Origin of the sequence: Ligilactobacillus hohenheimensis (assembly GCF_947381805.1) — a bacterium.
Classification (GTDB): Bacteria; Bacillota; Bacilli; order Lactobacillales; family Lactobacillaceae; genus Ligilactobacillus; species Ligilactobacillus hohenheimensis.
In genome coordinates, this window is the sequence record NZ_CANCXC010000001.1 from 356,347 (window position 1) to 374,518 (window position 18,172).

Here is an 18,172-nt window from a genome sequence, read left to right on the forward strand (position 1 = left end):
TAGCAACATGTAGAAAGAAAATATGAAAAGGGAGGCACTTAACGATGCTCAGGAGTACTAATCAGGTTCGGAACATTACGCTTGCGGCGGTGTTTGCGGCGATTGATTATGTTTTGGCGATGATGCAAATTCATATTCCTTCGCCGGTGGGACATCCTTTTATTGATTTAGGGTTTACTTTTGTCGTTATCGGAATGATTTTCCTGGGATTTAAGTACGGGATAATCGCCGGCTTAATTGGGCTGGTATTGTTCGATTTCCTCAACGGGTACGCGGCTCACGCGTACCTCACCGTGATGGAGGTCTTAATGGTTGGCGGCGTTGCAACGCTTACGTTTAATGCCCTGGGACGTTCAATGAAGGGTTCCCGGTTAATTGTTTTGGGAATTACCACGGGAATCACTAAGATGATTAGTGGTTATCTTCGGTACGTAATCGAAGCCCTAATGGTGGGGAGTCACTTTAATACTGCCCTGGCAATGGGGGTTGCGGCCGTGCCAGCCAGCGTGGCCACGGGAATTGCGATGATGATTACCGTTCCGCTGTTTGGGATAATCCTTTACCGGGTGATTCACCACTTACGCGCTTAAGATAAAGAACAAACAGGAATTTAGTACAACGACTTACCAAGGGGTGAGGCGTTGTTTTTTATAAAGGCGCTGGTTGCCTGATGAATTCACGAAATCTGGTATAATAAGAGTAACGAATTTTTTAAGGGGGAACGGGTGTAATGACACGAATTGCGGTGTTTTCCGACGTTCACGGTAACGTTGGGGCTTTCCAGGCAATGTATGCGGACAGTCAAACACAGCGAGTCGACGAGTACTGGTTTGTGGGGGACTTGTTTATGCCCGGACCTGGCGCTCAGAAAATGTGGGCGCAGGTGATGGCTATGCACCCGACGGTAATGGTGCGAGGAAACTGGGATGACTTGTTGGTCAATGGCGCCCGCGATCAGCTCGTCATTGATAAACCGAGCCGGCGTTTTTTTAGCGTCTTAGCGCACTATACGGCGGCCCGGTTAACCCCCGCAATTTTGGATACAATTGCGGGGTGGCCACTCGCAACCACCAAGAAAGTTAACGGGTTAACCGTTAATATTAGCCACAACCTGCCGTACCATAATTTTGGGCAAAAGTTGTATCCCACTGCCCCGCAGGATAATTTTGACGAACTCGTTCCGGACGACCAGGCTGACATGGCAGTGTACGCGCACGTTCATCACGCCACCCTCCGTTATACAAATCACGAACAACTTGTAGTGAATCCGGGGTCGGTCGGTGAACCCTTTGATGCCTGGCCGCGGTTACAGCGGGATTTACGTGCACAGTACGTTATCTTAACGGTTGATGAGCAGGGCAGGCCGGCCGTTGATTTTCGCCGGGTTGATTATGACCATGAGGCTGAGGCACAACGGGCTGAAAAGTGCGCGGTGCCATACGCCGACCTTTACCGGGAACAACTCTTTGAGGGCCGCGTTCATACGCACGACCAGGAATTGTTAGCTCGGATTAATCACGAGCGGGGTTACGATCAACAGGCGCATTAGGAAGGATTAGTTTTAGGAGGATTAAAAATGGATACATCAGATCAGGATCACGATCATCATCAGTTATCATTCCGGGCGGTCTTTATGGCAACGCTGCTTGATCAGCTCGGGGCTGCCTTTTTATGGCCGTTAATCACAATCTACATTAACGAATACCTCCACCGGTCGCTTACGGTAGCGGGAATTGTCCTGTTACTTGTTTCGATTGCGATGGTTGCCGGTAACCTGTTAGGAGGGCGGCTGTTTGACCACTGGAAGCCGTACCCGACTCTAATTGGAGCGGCGATTTTGGCGGTGCTTTCAACGGCAGTTTTGATCTGGGACCACTCGTGGCCGTGGTTTGCGGTTTTACTAATTGTTAACGCGTTTGCTGATGGGATCATCGCAACGGTGGTGAATGCCTACGCTGCAGCAACCGCCCGGCAGGGAGCGCGGGCCGCGTTTAACACCCTGTACATTGCGGTTAACCTGGGAATTGTTTTTGGAACCCTCCTAGTGGGCGTTTTGTTACCGATTAGTGCGCCGCTTGTATTTGCGGTGGCGACCGGGGCGTATGGTTTGCTATTGCTGGTATGTATCGTGGCTTTTCGGGGACCGATTATTTTACGGCGGCAACGGCGTCCCCGGCACCAGCGGGGCGTGAAGTTATCAGCGCCGCAGCATCGGCGGAACCAATCTGTCGTGTTGGTCGCATGTGCGTGCCTGGCAAGTGTTTACCTTGGTTATGCGCTCTGGGAAAGCATTATGCCAGCGCACATGACGCACCTTGGGATTCCCTTTGTATTTTACAGTTTCTTGTGGACCTTTAACGGGCTAATGATTATTTGCTGTCAGCCACTCGTCAACGTGTTGGGGGCGCGAATCCGGATTGACCACCAGATTGAGAGCGGGGTTCTTCTCTTCGGGGTCTCGTTTTTAATGCTCGTGGGGGCCCACAACTTCTGGATGATTCTTTTGGCGTTTATTATCGCAACTGTCGGCGATATGTTGAGTTTGCCAGCCGTTCCAGCGTGGATTGATCAACTTACCCCAGCCAGTCAGCGGGGGAAGTATCAGGGCCTACCAAGCATTGCAATGTCAGTGGGCCGGTCTGTCGGGCCTTTGTATGGGGGCGTGCTGGTTGACCACGGAAATTACGCGGTTCTCTTTATTTCGGTGGCAGCGTTAATTCTGGGGCTGTTAGTTGCGCTGGTTATAATTGCCCGGCGCCAGCAGTTAACCCGGGAATAAATTTGAAAAAACAAATGAGCTGTGACGGTTAAGTCGCAGCTCATTTACTTTGCGCTCGTTTTTTAAACTCGTTAGTGCGGAAGAACGTTCATGATAGTGAGAAGTACAATGAACGTCACCATCAGGATCCAGACGATTGGCCGCACCTGCTTCATCTTTCCGGCAGCCGTCATCATGACTGGGTATGTTAAGAACCCAAAGGCAATCCCGTATGAAATGTTGTACGTCAGCGGAATTCCGATTAACGTCAAGAAGGACGGGAAGGCAACTTCAAACTTATCCCAGTTGATTTCCCGCAGTGATGAGGCCATGAGCACCCCAACAATGATAAGGGCTGGCGCCGTTACGTTATCCGTAATCATTGTCAAAAGTGGCGAGAACAGCATGCTGACAACGAAGAGGATGGCAACAACAACGGTCGTTAACCCGGTCTTCCCACCGACGGCAATCCCGGCAGAAGATTCAACGTAAGCGGACGTCGGGGTGGTCCCCATAATTGAGCCGGCTAACATTGAAACGGAGTCGGCCATCAGGGCCCGGTTCATCCGCGGCATCTTGTCGCCCTTCATAATCCCGGCCTGCTGGGCAAGCCCGATTAACGTTCCAGCGGTATCAAAGAAGGCCACCAGTAAGAAGACAATCACGACGGCCCATAGCTGGGGATCAGTTATCAGGGCGCCGATATGGGTTACCCCTACGCCAAAGGTTGGCTTCAGGCTCGGTGCCATTGAAATGAAGTGGTGCGGGGCCTTAATTAACCCGGTAAAGAGTCCCACGATGGTGGTCAGAACCATTCCGATGAAGATTGATCCCGGAACCTTACGGGCCATCAGAATCCCAATAACGAAAATGCCGAAGATGGTTAACCATACCGCTGGGTGGGTCAGTGATCCAAGGCTGACGAGGTTAGATTTGTCAGCGCCCACCAGGCCACCTTCCTGCAGGCCAATAAACGCGATGAAAATTCCGATTCCGGCGGCCATCGCTAATTTGAGGTCCCGCGGAATGGCGTCAATGACGAATTCCCGGATTTTCATGAGGGAAAGAACCACGAAGATGATTGACGCCACGAAGACGCCGGCCATGGCCTTTTGCCACGGAATCCCCATTGCTAAAACCACGGAGAAGGTGAAGAAGGCGTTGTCACCTAATCCCGGAGCAATGGCAATCGGGTAGTTTGCAAGAACCCCCATTAAAAGGCAGCCAATAATGGCAGAAAGGGCGGTTGCCGTAAACACGGCACCCTTGTTCATGCCTGCCTGGCCAAGAATGCTCGGGTTAACGAAGAGAATGTATGCCATCGAGACGAACGTTGTGATCCCGGCAAGAACTTCCCGCTTAACCGTCGTTTTGTTATCGGTAAGGTGGAATATCCGGTCGATTGTTCGCCAAGTAGCAGAACTGTTCGCATTATTATCCATAAATAATGAAACCTCCATATCATTTGTTCGGTTATGATTATAGAACCGTTTGGCGAACGATGCAAGCTTAATGTTCGTTATATACGAACAAATCGCACAAAATAGGCAATAAAAAACGTTCGTCGCATTGTAAAAGCGAAGAACGTCCGGCTTTTCTTGGAAAGAATTAATTAAAGCCAGCCCTTTGCAAGGTAGTACAATCCCGCAACTAACATCACGCAGTAAGTGATTCGCCGCACCCCGGTCATGGAAAGCCGCTGCATGATTTTTAATCCCACCCATGTTCCTAAAAGGCACGCGATAATCGCGATGATGGTTGGGGTTCCCATTGCGACCGTGAGGTTTCCGTTCAAAAAGTCGTTAACAATCAGGTTGATGGACGTGATAAAGAAGAACGTCTGGATGGTTCCCTGATACTCGAGCGGTTCATCAACCACAGCGTCGTAGTAGGCGGCAATCGGCGCCCCACTGATGGCGAAGAGACCGCCCATAATCCCACTGACCGCACCGGCTGTCAGGCCCGTTGCGGCGTTGCGGGGAAGGACAATTCGGGGGGCAATAAAAATCATGTACGCCGCCAAGACCCACAGGAAAATTCCCAAAATCAGATCAATTGTGTGCTGGGGAAGGCCCACCATGACGTGAACGCCGATGGCACCGCAAATAAAGGCGGGAATCACTGGGAGCAGCACCTGTTTCCAGTTAATGTGGCGCCACAGCCGAATAATCGCAAAAAATTGCAGCACCATGCTGGCAATAATGGAAATCACGGCGCATTCCTTGTAATCAATCAGCCCAATGGCGGGAATTACCGCCATAAAGACCATGCCAAAACCAAACCCACTCGTACACTGGACGAGGGCGGCAGCAAACGTAATCAGGGCAATAATCATAAAATTCAAAATAACCATCATAAACTCCTTCGTTATATTTAACCGTTTTCAGTTTAGCGTTAATTAGGGTAAGACTCAAGGCGGAGTCGGTAAATGTCCAGTGAATGAAAATAGTTAAGGAAATGTCATGATAATTACGAAAGCGCAAAGATGGTTGCGGTAACCGTAAGATTACTGGGAAGGAGGCGTTTATTTTGTACAGTTAGGGAGCAGCATTATACGCTAAGGGTGGATTGAAAAGGCCTTGTAATAATCCATGACTATTATTAGTAAGAGAGAGTGATGATTATGGATACAACTTTGGAGCAAAAGCCAGTTAGCAACGGCTTCAAGTACTTCATGGTGTTCCTTTGTATGTTCACCCAGGCTGTGCCGTACGGAATTGCGCAGAATATTCAGCCATTATTCGTACCGTACGTGGTTAAGACGTTCCACTTTACGCTGGCGTCATACACGTTGATCTTTACGTTTGGGGCGGTTGCCGCTTCCATTGCTTCCCCGTTTATCGGGAAGGGGTTGGCAAAGTTCAACTTTAAGGTAATGTACTTTATTGGGATTGTTCTTTCCGCCCTTGCATACCTGTGTTTCGGGTTGAGTTCAAAGTTACCAGAATTTTATGCTGCTGCCATCGTCTGCATGGCCGGGTCAACGTTCTTCTCTGGCCAGGGTGTTCCGTGGGTTATTAACCACTGGTTCCCGAACAAGGGACGGGGAACGGCCCTTGGGATTGCCTTTTGTGGGGGTTCAATCGGAAACATCTTCCTGCAGCCGATTACGGCGAAGGTCCTGAAGTTCTTTGGCACGCCGCAAAAGCCATTCTTTATCTTTGCGGCAACGCTGTTAATCGTCGGGTTTATCATTACACTGTTTATCCGGACGCCTCGTCAGAACGAAATTGTTGAGACTGCTGCCGAAGCAAACGAGGCGAAGGCCGCCGCTGCCCAGAAGGAAGCCAACGATTTCGAAGGATGGACCATGAAGGAAGTCCTGAAGATGAAGTGGTTCTGGGTCTTCAGCATCGGTTTCCTGATTATTGGATTAGGATTAGCATCATTAAACGAAGACTACGCGGCCTTCCTAAAGACGCAGTTACCGTTTACCACGGTTGGGTTAGTTGGTTCCCTGTACGGGGTCGGCTGTTTAATCGGAAACGTCTGCGGGGGTGTGCTGTTTGACAAACTCGGGACTGCCAAGGCCATGACGTTTGCCGGGGTAATGTACGTCATTTCGATTGCCATGATGATTATCGTGGCCTTCCAGCCGTACAACTCCGGAATTGGTCGGTTGTGTGGGTTTGCCTATGCCATCTTCTGTGGCCTGGCCGTCTTCAGTTACATGTCCGGTCCAGCCTTCATGTCCAAGGACCTCTTTGGGAAGAAGGAACAGGGAGTGATGCTTGGACTTGTTGGGTTAGCGTACGCCATCGGGTTTGCCATTGGAGCACCGCTCTTCGGGGCAATCAAGGACATCGCCAACTTCAAGATGGCATGGTACGTCATGATGGCCTGCGTTGTGATTGGCTTTATCCTGTTAATCATTGCGGTTATTCGGATTAAGGCAATACAGAAGAAGGTTATTGCTGCCCAGACACAGTCAGAGGAATAGAATAATTGGAAAAACCACGGGGAGAAAGACCAACGTGGTTTTTCCGTTAAAGGAGGACTTACTATGTGTACAGGATTACGCTTTACTGATGATCAGGGAAACTTGTTTTACGGCCGGAACCTGGACGTCGAATCATCATACGGTGAAAAGGTGCTGGTAACGCCGCGGAACTACGCGTTACCGTATAAGTTCCGGGATGACCGGCAATCCCAACGGGCCATCATCGGAATGGGAATTATGGCTGGGAAGTACCCGATGTACTTTGACGCCTGCAACGAAGACGGGTTGTGCATTGCCGGGTTAAACTTCCCGAAACTGGCCCACTTCAGTGACGAACCGGTGGACGGCAAGCTTAACCTGACGCCGTACGAACTCATGCTGTGGGTGTGCGATGAATTTGATTCGGTGGCGGCAGTCAAGGATGCACTAAAGGACGTTAACCTGGTCAATAAGCCGTTTGCCCCGCAGATGCCGGTTGCTCCGCTGCACTGGTTAATCAGTGATGCTAGGGCGGCAATTACGGTGGAAATGTCTGCTGATAAGGGATTGCAAGTTTACGACAACCAGGTTGGGGTTTTAACGAACAGCCCGGACTTTGAGTGGCACGTTAAGAACCTGATGAACTACGCTGGCTTAACGCCGAACGACGCTGCTGATGGCACGTGGAGTAAGCAGGCCATCGCTTCGTGGGGTGTGGGAACCGGGAGTTACGGCTTACCGGGCGATAGCTTACCGGCTTCCCGGTTTGTTAAGGTCGCATACCTGAACGCAAACTACCCGACGGTTTCTGGTGAAAAAGCAAACGTGGCAAAGTTCTTCAACATCCTCAAGAACGTGGCCATGGTGCGCGGATCCGTTACGAACCAGAACGGCAAGGACGAGTACACGGTTTACACCGGCTGCTACTCCCAGGCAACGAAGACGTACTACTACAACACCGAAAACGACTTTACGATTAAGTCGGCGCAGCTGACGGAAGCAAACATGACGGCTTCTGAGGTGACGACTTACTAAAAGGGACCGGATGATTAAAAACACCATCGCAGCGAAACTGCGGTGGTGTTTTTGCTTAACCGTTCGTTTTTCTGGATAAAACCGGAAAATGCTATAATGGGAGTACGCTTAACAATGAGAAAAATAATGACAAAGGAAGCGACGGCCATGATTGAAATCAAACGGCGCCGGATCGGGAAAATCCCGGTTCTAGAACTTACTAGGACAAATGAACAGGATAAGGCCCTGCCACTCGTGGTGTTTTATCACGGCTGGACTGGCCGGAAGGAAAACAACCTGACGCAGGGGTATGAATTTGCCCGGCAGGGGGTGCGGGTAGTGATGCCCGATGCTCTTTATCACGGAGAACGGGCCGATGAAAAGGGAACCCGCGCTCACGAGGCGGAGTTTTGGCAGATTATCATGCAGTCCGTCAAGGAGTTTCCGCAGGTCGTTGCCTTTTACCGGGATGCCGGACTCATTCAGAATGATCGAATTGCGGTGAGCGGCCTGTCAATGGGAGGGATTACGACCTGTGCGTTGTTAGCAACCTACGATTGGATTACCACGGCCGGGTGCTTCATGGGGACGCCGCGTGCGGTGGAGTTCCTGCACTACCTGCTTGCCCACGTTCCTGGGATGGATCAGGTTCCGCAGAAGTACGTGAATGCGCAGGTGGCGGCGCTTGAAAAAATGGATCTTTCCCAGCACCCGGAGCGGTTAGCGGGCCGGCCCGTTCACTTTTGGCACGGGCTGGCGGACGAGACCGTGCCGCCCCAGCCAACGCTCGACTTTATCAAACAGGTGCAACGGACTTCGGCCGGCAAGAACGTGACCGTGGAAACAACGCCGGATGTGGGCCACGAAGTACCGTATGAGGCAACGGTAACAATTGCCAAGCAGGTGGCGGCGTCCCTAACAAAGTAGGCGGAGGAGACAGACGTGTTTAAAAAGAATTTTCTTTCAATTGTGTATTTTGCCGTTTTTGCTTTCCTGGCGGTCTTTTGTTTTTACAAGATTCAGGAACGGGATTTGATTATTCGGCTAAATAACCATAACCTTTCGCAGAATGCGTACGAAGTGACGGTGGCGCCGCAGACGACCTTGAAGCAGTTTAATAAGTGGCTAGATGATGATGACGCCATTAAGAGCGTGCAGGTTCACTGCCAGGATAAGCAGCACAAGAACGTGACGTACTTCTACGGGAAGGGGCACTACGCCGTGCCGCCGATGATTTCCGGCCAGTTCTTTTCTCCCAATGACATGCAGTCGGAAGTGAGCGTGGCCGTGGTCGGCAAAAACGTAGCGAAGAAGCTGTATACGCCGAAGGACCAGTCGTACCTGTTTATTAACGGCCAGTACATGCCGGTTATCGGGGTGATGGGGGATAAGTACCATTCCCGGTTGGATAACCAGATTTTTATCTCTGAATCCCAGCGGGCAGTCGGTAAGATGAAGGCGGGCAACTACCGGATTGTTTTGGATGGGCGCAAGAAGCTGGATCCGCACAACCTGAAAACGGCCCTGCATGCGACGAAGGTGCGGACAATTGTTTCTAAGCGGCTAACGGTTGCGGGCCCGACGTGGATTGGACAGCACTGGGCCCAGTTGTTGGGGTTAATGTTAGTCCTGGTAGCGTACTTTGGCGCCACCTTTGTGCGGATTTTCCGGTCCGAGCAGCAGATGCTTACGCTGAAAACGGCTCTCAAGGAAAGCCATTCGCGGTTATTGTTCCATGAAACCAACCGCTTTGCTCTGGTTTCAGGGATTGGAACGCTGGTCGGAACGTTGATTGGAACGATGAGCTACACGTTTACCACGTACACGGGAATTTTGATCTTCATTGTCCTGGTGTACTGCATTAACCTGGTCTTCTTCCGGTCCTTGGGAGCACTTGTGCTGGACCGGCAGCGGATGTAGTGGAGGAATGGAATGGATTTACCAGTTGCCTTTAAGGAAAAGTACCGCCGGTTACTCGGGGAAAACGAGGCGGACGCCCTCTTTGCAAGCTTTGACACCCCGCCGGTGAAGGGCTTTCGGTTAAACTCGCTAAAACCTGATTACAAGGACGTGGCGGTTTCATTAGCGCATCCGTTGGACCACGTTACTGACGGGTATGCGGGGCAGGTGCACGGCCACACCCTGGAACACCAGGCCGGCTACGTATATAGTCAGGATCCAAGCGCAATGTACGTGGCGGCGGCAACGACTCCGCAGCCCGGTGAGCGGGTGCTGGACTTATGTGCTGCTCCGGGGGGCAAGACAACCCAGTTGGCTGGGATGATGGCCAACCAGGGAGTCCTGGTCAGTAACGAAATTAACGCCAAGCGGGCACGCGTGTTGGCGGAAAACGTGGAACGGACCGGTGCCCGGAACGTGGTGGTGCTGAATGAACGGCCGGACCACCTGGCGAAGGAGTTACCAGGATACTTCGATAAAATTGTTGTTGACGCCCCGTGTTCCGGGGAGGGAATGTTTCGGAAGGATCCCGCAGCGGTAAGGTACTGGCACGCCGACTATCCGGCAGAATGTGCCCGGCGGCAGCACGAAATTTTACGCTCGGCCATGACACTCCTACGCCCGGGCGGCCAGCTCGTGTATTCAACGTGCACCTTTGCGCCGGAGGAAGACGAGCAGGTGGTTGCGTGGCTGATGCATGAATACGGCCTGACGGTGGTACCGTTGAAGCGTTATCCGGGAATGGACGCGGGCCGGCCGGATTTTGCGGGTGGTGAAGCAGCGCTGACCGGAACCGTGCGGATGATGACCCACCATTTTGCGGGAGAAGGACAGTTTGTAGCCAAACTCCAGGATCCGCGCCCGGTTGAACCGGTTGTTGCCAAGCGCCCCCGGCGAGTGAAGAAAAAGAAGGGGCGCAAGGTTTCCGGCCAGCCGAATAAGGAGCAACTCCGGCTATGGACGGCATTTCAGCAGGAGACACTGCCGGACTTTAATGTTACTCCCGCTGACCTGTACGTGTCCGGAACGTACCTGTACTTGTACCGGCACGAGTGGCCGGTTCTGAGCGGATTAACGTACCAGCGACCGGGCCTGCTGTTGGGAACGTTTAAGAAGAACCGCTTTGAGCCAAGCTACGCGTTAGCCCTAGCAATTCGTCCGGAGGAAGTGGCCCACACCCTTGAGGTTCCTGCGGATCAGTGGGCAGCCTATGTCAGTGGCCAGGTGCTGGCGCTGGATGAGGAGCATCCTGCCGGGTGGACGCTGTTGACGTGTGAAGGCAAACCATTCGCTTTTGGCAAGGTTGTGAGCCGAACGGTGAAGAACTTCTTCCCGAAGGCCCTCCGGTTTACGGTGAATAAGTAGAATAGTGGTGTAAACAGGATGACGGAGAACCGTCGTCCTGTTTTTTGTTTAAGGATTTATAGTTGGATTGAAAGACTACAAAAGGTTGGGATCGTAAAATCCCAACCTTTTTGCTTACTTAATTGTTAGTAGTTGTTCCACTGTTTGTTGCAGTGCCGGACTCAGTAAGTACGGCGCCTGTTGGAGTTCCGCGATTGTCTTGCATCCGCACAGGACCATAATCCGTTTGAGCTGGTCCTTAAACCACTCGATGGTCTGAATCAGGGTGGTGAGGTCGTGCTTGATAAGAACGTGCAGGAAGAAGCCAGCAATCCCAACGTTGTCCGCGCCGAGGGCCAGGCACTTCGCAACGTCGAAGGGTGTCCGGATTCCGCCAGTGGCAGTAACGGTCAACCCAGAAGCAAACTCCCGGGCAACCAGGAGACTTTCTGCGGTGGTCAGTCCCCAGTCTTCCAGGTAGGCCATGTCGTGGTGGGACCGTCGTCCGTTTTCGATGGTAATGAAGTTGGTCCCACCGCGGCCGCCTAAATCAACGCCCGCAACCGGAAGTGTGTTTAGGATGCGCAGTGTCCGCGGATCAATGCCCTGGCCGACTTCCTTGACGATGACGGGGACGTTCACCCGCTGGGCAATGGCCGTAATGTTTTTCCGCCACCGGAAATCCGTTTCGCCCTCCGGCATGGTAAGTTCCTGGGCGGCATTTACGTGGATTTCCAGGGCATTGGCCTTAATAAGATCCACGGCTTTCTGGGCAGTCTCCGGGGAAGTGGTCGCGCTGATGTTGCCGAGAACGACACCGCCCGGATTTGTTTGGCGCACAATCGCAAACGATGGCTGGGCGGCCGCACTTCGCAGGGCGACGCTTTCCGAACCGGTTGCCATGGCAATCCCCGTTTCCTTAGCGGCAGTGGCGAGTTGCTGGTTTAGTTTACCGGTTTCCGGTGTCCCGCCGGTCATTGCGTTGATGAAGAACGGGGCAGTGGTCGGTTGTCCCGCAATGGTCGTGGTCAAATCAACATCGTCCAGGCCAATTTCCGGCATGGTCTGGGGAACTAACCGCACCTCCGCAAGGCGGGTTGTGGTGGCCGTCTCCTCCTGAAACTGCTTGGTAGCGAGGCTCACGTGTTCGTTTTTGCGGTGTTCCTGCTGGTTCATTGGTGCTCCTCCTCGGCGTAAACGTGTAGTGCAAGTGGGGTGATGCCAGTTGCTTGCCATGCCGCAGCAATCCGGGAAGTCTCCGGGGCGTGGCGGTCGGCAAGGGCGATACCACAGTCCCCGCCGCCAGCCCCCGACGACTTGGCCTGTGCACCCAACCGGCAAGCAATTTCAACCAACCGGGTGAGGGTAGGGGTTTCGATGTTAATCCCGCTGACCGCTGCTAGTTTAGTTAACAGGGTGCGGTTCACCGCTAACTGGTGCTGGATGGCTGGTAAGTCACCCGACTGAAAAGCCCGAATCATCGCATTAACGCACTGGCGGCTGGCAGTTAGGAACTGCTGGTACGCCGCCTTTACCCGGTGGTGGTCCATCTGGGCAACGAGGTTGGCGGTCGATGCCGGGGTTCCCGTCCAGCCAACGAGGAGTTGGAGGGCAGGAGGGGGTGTCAAAGGCGTGATTTTAAGCTGGGGCCACTCCATCGTAATTAACTGGCTAACCGAAACGCGGTTGGCCGTTTTCATTAACCATTCCCGGTCGCACGTCTGGTAGGCAAGCCAGCTGCCGAAGGTACTGGCAGCAACGTCGCCGAGGGAGCCGTTGCCCTGAACCCGGTAGGCCGCGACGGCTGCCAGCTTAAACAGCGCGGTTTTAGTGAGCGCAAGGTGGTAGTAGCGGGCCGCCGCCTTAACGGTCGCGACGGTAACGGCTGCGGATGATCCAAGACCGTACTTTTTTCCTGCGGCATCGTCCAGGGTGCTCGTCACGTGGAGGTTTGCCGGCCGGATTTCCAGTCCCCGCTCTTGCGCAAGCCGCAGCACCATTTCGAGGGCCGCGGTGACGTACGGAAACGGGTGGGCCGCCGGCGTTGTGGTTATTGTTCCGTTGGGAGTAGTTTGCCAGGTGACCCGCGCACGTTTGTTCTGGTCGGAAGTGATGGTACCAGTCGTTGCTTGTGGCGGGGTCAGCGTGACGGTGACGGTGCGATCAACGGCTACCAAAATAGCGGGGTAACCTGGCGTTACCACCGCATATTCACCGGCAATATAAAGTTTTCCCGGCGCAGTTGCCGTAATCATGGGCGTTCCTCCTCCCAATAGTTAATTCTCACGAATAATTTGTACTCCTGGTCCCGGATGGGCGACAAGGAGGTCGTTTTTATCAAAATGAGCCTGCAGGGCCGTCAAAATAGCAGCAACGTGTTGTTCCTCGCACAGGACCTTCACGTTGGGACCGGCATCCATCGTGTAGTAGCACGGAATGCCCTTGGCCCGGAGTTCCTCCACGCAGTGCATGGCCGTCAAGCTGCCCGCCGTGAAGTATGTAAAGTGGGGCGTGGCCGTCAGGTTCAGGGCGTGCATTGCCATGGCGTTGCTTTCGGCAATTGCGCCCGTTTGCTGAATATCATGTGCGGCAATAGCCGACTTAATGGCGGCAAGGTCTGCCTGCGCTTTTTTCACCCATTCCTGGTAGAACGGGGACGTCTTGACCACGGTTTGCATGCCCGCGCGGGAGCCAATCTTTTTTTCAGCCCGGTCAACCACCACGGTAACCATGCGGATAGGCCACGTTGGATGCTCGTCAATTGGCACGGCATACGATGTTGCATCGTTAGTCCCCGCCTGCCATTCGACAAAGCCGCCAAAAACTGACCGCGTCGCAGACCCAGAGCCCCGTCGTGCTAGCCGCGAAAGATCTTGCCGGTTTAAGGTTAATCCGGCTGCTTTGCTGGCAGCAGCAGCGAGGGCGGCGTAGGCGGAGGCGGATGATGCTAACCCCGCTGCGGTCGGCACGTGATTCGTTGAGGTTACCACTGCTCCCGCCGTTATCCCAGCCTGATTCCGGATAATATCAAGGAAGGGGGTGACCCGCGTTGTTGGTTGGGTAACCCCGTCAAGAATCAGGTGGTCCGTTTGTTGCTTTGAATCAAACTGGACGGTTGTCTCCGTATAAAATTCATCGAGGGTGAGGGACAGGGAACCGTTCATCGGGATGATGAGGTCTTCGTCCCGTTTCCCCCAGTACTTTACAAGGGCGATGTTTGTGTGGGCCCGTGCAGTTACCCGGGGCGTTTTCATTCTTCATTCTCCTTTTGTGTGAGGGTGAGTGGTTCAATCCACGTTGCCGTAACGCCGTGTGCGGTAAGTACCGTAGCCAGGCGCTGGGCGGTCGCCGGATCCGGGACAAGGTTAATGAAACAGCCGCCACACCCGCCGCCAGTCAACTTACTTCCCAGGGCGCCGTTTTGGCGGGCGAGGGTGATTAGTTTATCAAGTTGCGGGGTGCTAACCCCCAGTGCGCGTAGTTCAGCCTGGTTGGCGTTCATCAGCTGGCCCAGTTTCGGGACGGCGTTGGCTGCCAGGGCATCCTTCATTTTTCGCACGATGGCGCCAATCGCATGGATGTGCTGGTGGGTCGTGTGGGGATCGTTCGTAAGGTGGTCCTTGACCCGCATGATGGCAGCACTGGTTTTTCCCTTAATACCACTATCGCAAATGAGTAGTGTAGCATTGACGTTAATTGGAAGCGGGTGGGGAGCATGTCCCCGAATTAACCACACCGGGTTGGTGCTAGCAGTGGTCGCCGCATCCAGTCCGCTCGGATTCTTATGGGTAATCTTTTCGGCCACCGCAGCCCAGGTAAGGAGCTGCTGGTGGTTAAGGGGCCGGTCAAAGAACCGGAAAGCCGCCCGCACAATGGCGACCGCAACGGCAGCGGACGAGCCCATTCCCCGTTCAGCGGGGAGGGCACTTTCAATGGTAAGGTCATACCCGTCCCGGTAATTTTCCGCTTCCATTAGCTGGTCCAGGAGGGTGCGAATCCCATTCATTGCCGGGGGCATCGTTGCCACCGGACCATCGTAGTACGAGCTGTGAATGGTGGTTTGTCCTGTCTGTGGCCGGAAGGTGGCCTTTGCCTGAACGGTTGTCAGGGGAAGGGCAATTGCTGGTTCCCCGTACACAACTGCGTGTTCACCCGCGAGGATAATTTTCGCGTTGCTTGTGCCCGTCTGTGGTGTCACCGTACCCCTTCCTTTCATTAAACGTTCCTGATTGGTCGCAATTAGCGACATACAGATAAATTATACCCGAGCCGTCGGGGAACGACAACATTTTCCTCCATTCCCTGAATCGGGAAGGAGCATGGTATAATCATCACCAGAATAATTATCGGATTTAGATGAACTTTTAACTGGAAGTGGCTGGAATGACGACGTACGCGGTCGTGGACTTAGAAACAACAGGAACAAAGCTTAACGGGCACCACCGGATTATTCAGTTTAGCTGTACCTTTGTGAAGGGTAACCGGCTGGCGGGGGCGTTTACCACGCTAGTCAATCCCGAACAGCGGGTTGACCAGGAGGTGCTGCGGTTAACCCACCTCAAGCAGCGGGACCTGGACAACGCCCCATTGTTTGATGACGTTGCGGGGACGATTTATGAGTTACTGGCGGGGACAACCTTCGTGGCCCACAACATCCAGTTTGACTACCGCTTCCTGAGTCAGGAGTTTGAACGTGTCGGGTACCCGCCACTCACGTTGTCGGGAATTGATACGGTTCAGCTAGCACAGATTCTGTTTCCGACCCAGCCGTCGTACCGGCTAAGCGACCTGACCCGGGCACTCGGAATTACGCACCGGCATCCCCACCAGGCTGATAGCGATGCGGCCGTAACTGCCCGGCTGTTCATTAAACTGCAACGGCGGCTGCGCTCCCTTGACCGGGGCGTCGTACAACGGTTAGCGGCCCTGAGTCGGTGTTTGCTTTATGAAACCGGGCGGTGCTTTACCGCCGCTGCCCACTATCAGCAGCATGCGGGAACTAGGCCCCATCGGAACCAAAAGGCGGTGGGAGGCTTAATTTTACGGCGGCACCCGCAACCGGCCGCATTAACGGCACTGGAGTACCCCAAAACAAAACGGAAGAAGGAGCGTTTGTTCAAGGGGGAGCTTGACTACCGGCACGAACAGGCGCGGATGATGAACGATGTTTTTCGGACGTTAACGCAGGACACAACGGCTCTTTTTGAGGCGCCCACTGGAGTCGGAAAGACGTTGGGGTACCTGTTGCCGGTGACGTACGCTGCCAGTACCGGGGCCAAGTTTGTGATTAGCACCGCCACGACAACCTTACAGGGACAACTACTTCAGGAAGCTCTTCCGGTGGTGGCGCGGCTAACAGAACAACCCCTTCCGGTAATGCTGCTGAAGGGAAATAGCCACTACATTGACATTGCCCGGTTTGCCCGGACATTGCGTCAGCCCGTTTCCGAGCACAGCCAGCTTCTTCAAATGAAGATTTTGGTGTGGCTGAGTGAAACAACGACCGGGGACCTTGACGAGCTGCACCTAACGCAGCAGCAGGATCCGCTGTTTGCTCAGATCCGCCACCACGGAATTGATAGCCTATCGGCGGATGATCCGTTCTATAACGAGGACTTCCTCGTGCGCCAGACTGAGGAACAACAGCACGTTCCGGTGATTATCACCAACCACGCGTACCTTGTTCAGCACGCGGCGGAGTTTGCCGCGATGGACCGGCGTTTAATCGTGGATGAAGCCCAACACCTTCCTGATACGGTACTGAATCAGCCGGCGGTCCAGCTGGACTTTGATGCAATCAAGATTGCGGCGGACACCGCCCTGACCCTGATGGAATCGCACGAGTCGTTAGCCCTGCGTGATTTTATCGGGGAAAACGGAATTAGCCGGGCGGAATACGTGGCCTTACGGGCGGACGTGCGGGTGATTGACCATCAGGTGCCAGAAATCCGGGAGGCCCTGCTTGATAACTTCACCCTGCGGGATGACGGCACGCAACTCCCGGCAATGACCCTAAACTTTGGGCGCTTTACCGGGTTTGTAAAGGGGCACCTTGGGCCGATTAGTAAAATTACCAAAGCGGCGGTGCGGGTGCACACGGGGTTGGCCCGGCTACGCCACCGGTTAAACGTGGTTGACCAGCAGCACCAGTTTACGCCCGAAGAACAACAGTTTTTGAATACGCTTTTTGAAACCGGGGGCGCCCTGATTACGGCGCTTCTTCCGTGGCGGGTGTTTGACCTTACGTACCTGGAAGACCTGCAGGCGACCGCGATGGTTTCGCTTCAACAGGCGGCCGATAATCCGAACGCCCACCTGCGGCTCGTGGTCGGGATTGCGTCAACGACGGGCTACCTGAATGAGCAAGTCTACCGCTTTTTCCAGCAGGTTCTCCTGATAGGAGCAAACCTGACGCTCCGCAACCGCGAACAAACTAAGGAGACGTATGACCTGCCGGGTGCCGTGACGTTCTACCACTACAAGGCGCCGTTTGATTACGCCCACCAGGCGGCTGCGTTCCTGGTGAAGGATATGCCGGCTGTCCGGGATGTCGGCCGGGCGGAGTATGCCAAGCAACTGGTGGCGAGCCTGGCGCCGGTTTTACGGCAGGAACACCGGCAAACCCTGATTCTCTTTAACTCACTGGCCGTAATCGAAGCGGTGTACGCCCAGCTTGGGGTCGTGGGGATTACCAGCGAGCGGCCGGTGATGGCGCAGGGCGTAACGGGCACCGTTGCCAAACTTAAGAAACGCTTCGTACTGGCGAAAAACGAAGGGGCGATCCTGCTGGGAACCGGGACGTTCTGGGAGGGCGTTGATCTCCCGAAGGACCAGCTTGAGCTGTTGATTATTGCCCAGCTCCCGTTTGAATCACCGACCACCCTGTTAAACCAGGTGCGGTATGCCCGGGAGCAAGCCAACCATCATAACCCGTTTGTCACGTTATCCCTGCCCCGTGCGGTACAGCGGATGAACCAGGGGTTGGGGCGGCTGATCCGGACACCGGCCGATATTGGGGCGCTGGTTGTCCTGGATAGTCGGATTGTTACGCAGCGGTACGGGAAGGCCTTCGTGAAGGCTTGGCCGGATTCGCTCCCCGTTAAAACGTGTTCGGTGCGGCAACTTACCGACCAACTGGCATCATTTTATGCGCAACACTCAGCAAAATGAGGTTGGTG

General features: G+C 53.9%; 15 protein-coding genes. 9 read left to right on the forward strand and 6 right to left on the reverse strand.

The features are described from left to right. Positions 1-44: 44 nt before the first annotated feature. From QOR60_RS01840 to QOR60_RS01850, 3 genes are all read left to right on the forward strand, one after another. Complete coding sequence (locus QOR60_RS01840) at positions 45-590, forward strand: ECF transporter S component (RefSeq protein WP_283581655.1); 546 nt, start codon at positions 45-47, stop codon at positions 588-590. Between the two features lie 140 nt (positions 591-730). After that, a complete protein-coding gene (locus tag QOR60_RS01845) occupies positions 731-1,549 on the forward strand; it encodes a metallophosphoesterase family protein (RefSeq protein WP_283581656.1) in 819 nt (272 codons plus the stop codon). Between the two features lie 27 nt (positions 1,550-1,576). Beyond that, positions 1,577-2,779: an MDR family MFS transporter gene (locus tag QOR60_RS01850; protein WP_283581657.1), complete on the forward strand. Its 1,203-nt coding sequence runs from the start codon at positions 1,577-1,579 to the stop codon at positions 2,777-2,779. A 71-nt stretch (positions 2,780-2,850) separates the two neighbouring features. On the opposite strand, the gene QOR60_RS01855 is transcribed toward QOR60_RS01850, so the two are convergent. Continuing rightward, entirely contained in the window at positions 2,851-4,200 is a 1,350-nt protein-coding gene (locus tag QOR60_RS01855; RefSeq protein ID WP_283581658.1) for an NCS2 family permease, read from the reverse strand. A 170-nt stretch (positions 4,201-4,370) separates the two neighbouring features. Then, entirely contained in the window at positions 4,371-5,111 is a 741-nt protein-coding gene (locus QOR60_RS01860; protein ID WP_283581659.1) for a sulfite exporter TauE/SafE family protein, read from the reverse strand. Between the two features lie 264 nt (positions 5,112-5,375). On the opposite strand from QOR60_RS01860, the gene QOR60_RS01865 reads away from it, so the two are divergent. From QOR60_RS01865 to QOR60_RS01885, 5 genes are all read left to right on the forward strand, one after another. Next, positions 5,376-6,698 (forward strand): conjugated bile salt MFS transporter, encoded by a 1,323-nt coding sequence (locus tag QOR60_RS01865; RefSeq protein ID WP_408612527.1) that lies wholly within the window; start codon positions 5,376-5,378, stop codon positions 6,696-6,698. Positions 6,699-6,761: 63 nt separating this feature from the next. Continuing rightward, the gene (bsh, locus tag QOR60_RS01870; protein WP_283581661.1) at positions 6,762-7,712 is read left to right on the forward strand and encodes a choloylglycine hydrolase; all 951 of its coding nucleotides are present in this window, start codon (positions 6,762-6,764) and stop codon (positions 7,710-7,712) included. 126 nt (positions 7,713-7,838) lie between these two features. Next, positions 7,839-8,618: an alpha/beta fold hydrolase gene (locus tag QOR60_RS01875; RefSeq protein ID WP_283581662.1), complete on the forward strand. Its 780-nt coding sequence runs from the start codon at positions 7,839-7,841 to the stop codon at positions 8,616-8,618. 15 nt (positions 8,619-8,633) lie between these two features. Continuing rightward, entirely contained in the window at positions 8,634-9,611 is a 978-nt protein-coding gene (locus QOR60_RS01880; RefSeq protein ID WP_283581663.1) for an ABC transporter permease, read from the forward strand. 12 nt (positions 9,612-9,623) lie between these two features. Continuing rightward, complete coding sequence (locus tag QOR60_RS01885) at positions 9,624-11,015, forward strand: RsmB/NOP family class I SAM-dependent RNA methyltransferase (protein WP_283581664.1); 1,392 nt, start codon at positions 9,624-9,626, stop codon at positions 11,013-11,015. A 114-nt stretch (positions 11,016-11,129) separates the two neighbouring features. Here QOR60_RS01885 and fni read toward each other — a convergent pair whose 3' ends face one another. From fni to mvk, 4 genes are read right to left on the reverse strand one after another with little or no spacing between them, the layout of a single operon-like run. Further along, positions 11,130-12,170, reverse strand: a complete 1,041-nt coding sequence (gene fni, locus QOR60_RS01890) for a type 2 isopentenyl-diphosphate Delta-isomerase (RefSeq protein WP_283581665.1) — start codon at positions 12,168-12,170, stop codon at positions 11,130-11,132. Continuing rightward, the gene (locus QOR60_RS01895; RefSeq protein ID WP_283581666.1) at positions 12,167-13,249 is read right to left on the reverse strand and encodes a phosphomevalonate kinase; all 1,083 of its coding nucleotides are present in this window, start codon (positions 13,247-13,249) and stop codon (positions 12,167-12,169) included. Before QOR60_RS01895 ends, fni begins: the two co-directional genes overlap by 4 nt. A 21-nt stretch (positions 13,250-13,270) precedes the next feature. Further along, positions 13,271-14,248, reverse strand: coding sequence for a diphosphomevalonate decarboxylase (gene mvaD, locus QOR60_RS01900; protein ID WP_283581667.1), 978 nt, complete (start codon positions 14,246-14,248; stop codon positions 13,271-13,273). Next, entirely contained in the window at positions 14,245-15,192 is a 948-nt protein-coding gene (gene mvk, locus QOR60_RS01905) for a mevalonate kinase (protein WP_283581668.1), read from the reverse strand. The genes mvaD and mvk overlap by 4 nt, the downstream gene beginning before the upstream one ends. Positions 15,193-15,377: 185 nt before the next feature. Between mvk and QOR60_RS01910 the strand changes: the two genes are divergently transcribed. Continuing rightward, positions 15,378-18,164 (forward strand): helicase C-terminal domain-containing protein, encoded by a 2,787-nt coding sequence (locus QOR60_RS01910; RefSeq protein ID WP_283581669.1) that lies wholly within the window; start codon positions 15,378-15,380, stop codon positions 18,162-18,164. Positions 18,165-18,172: the final 8 nt, after the last annotated feature.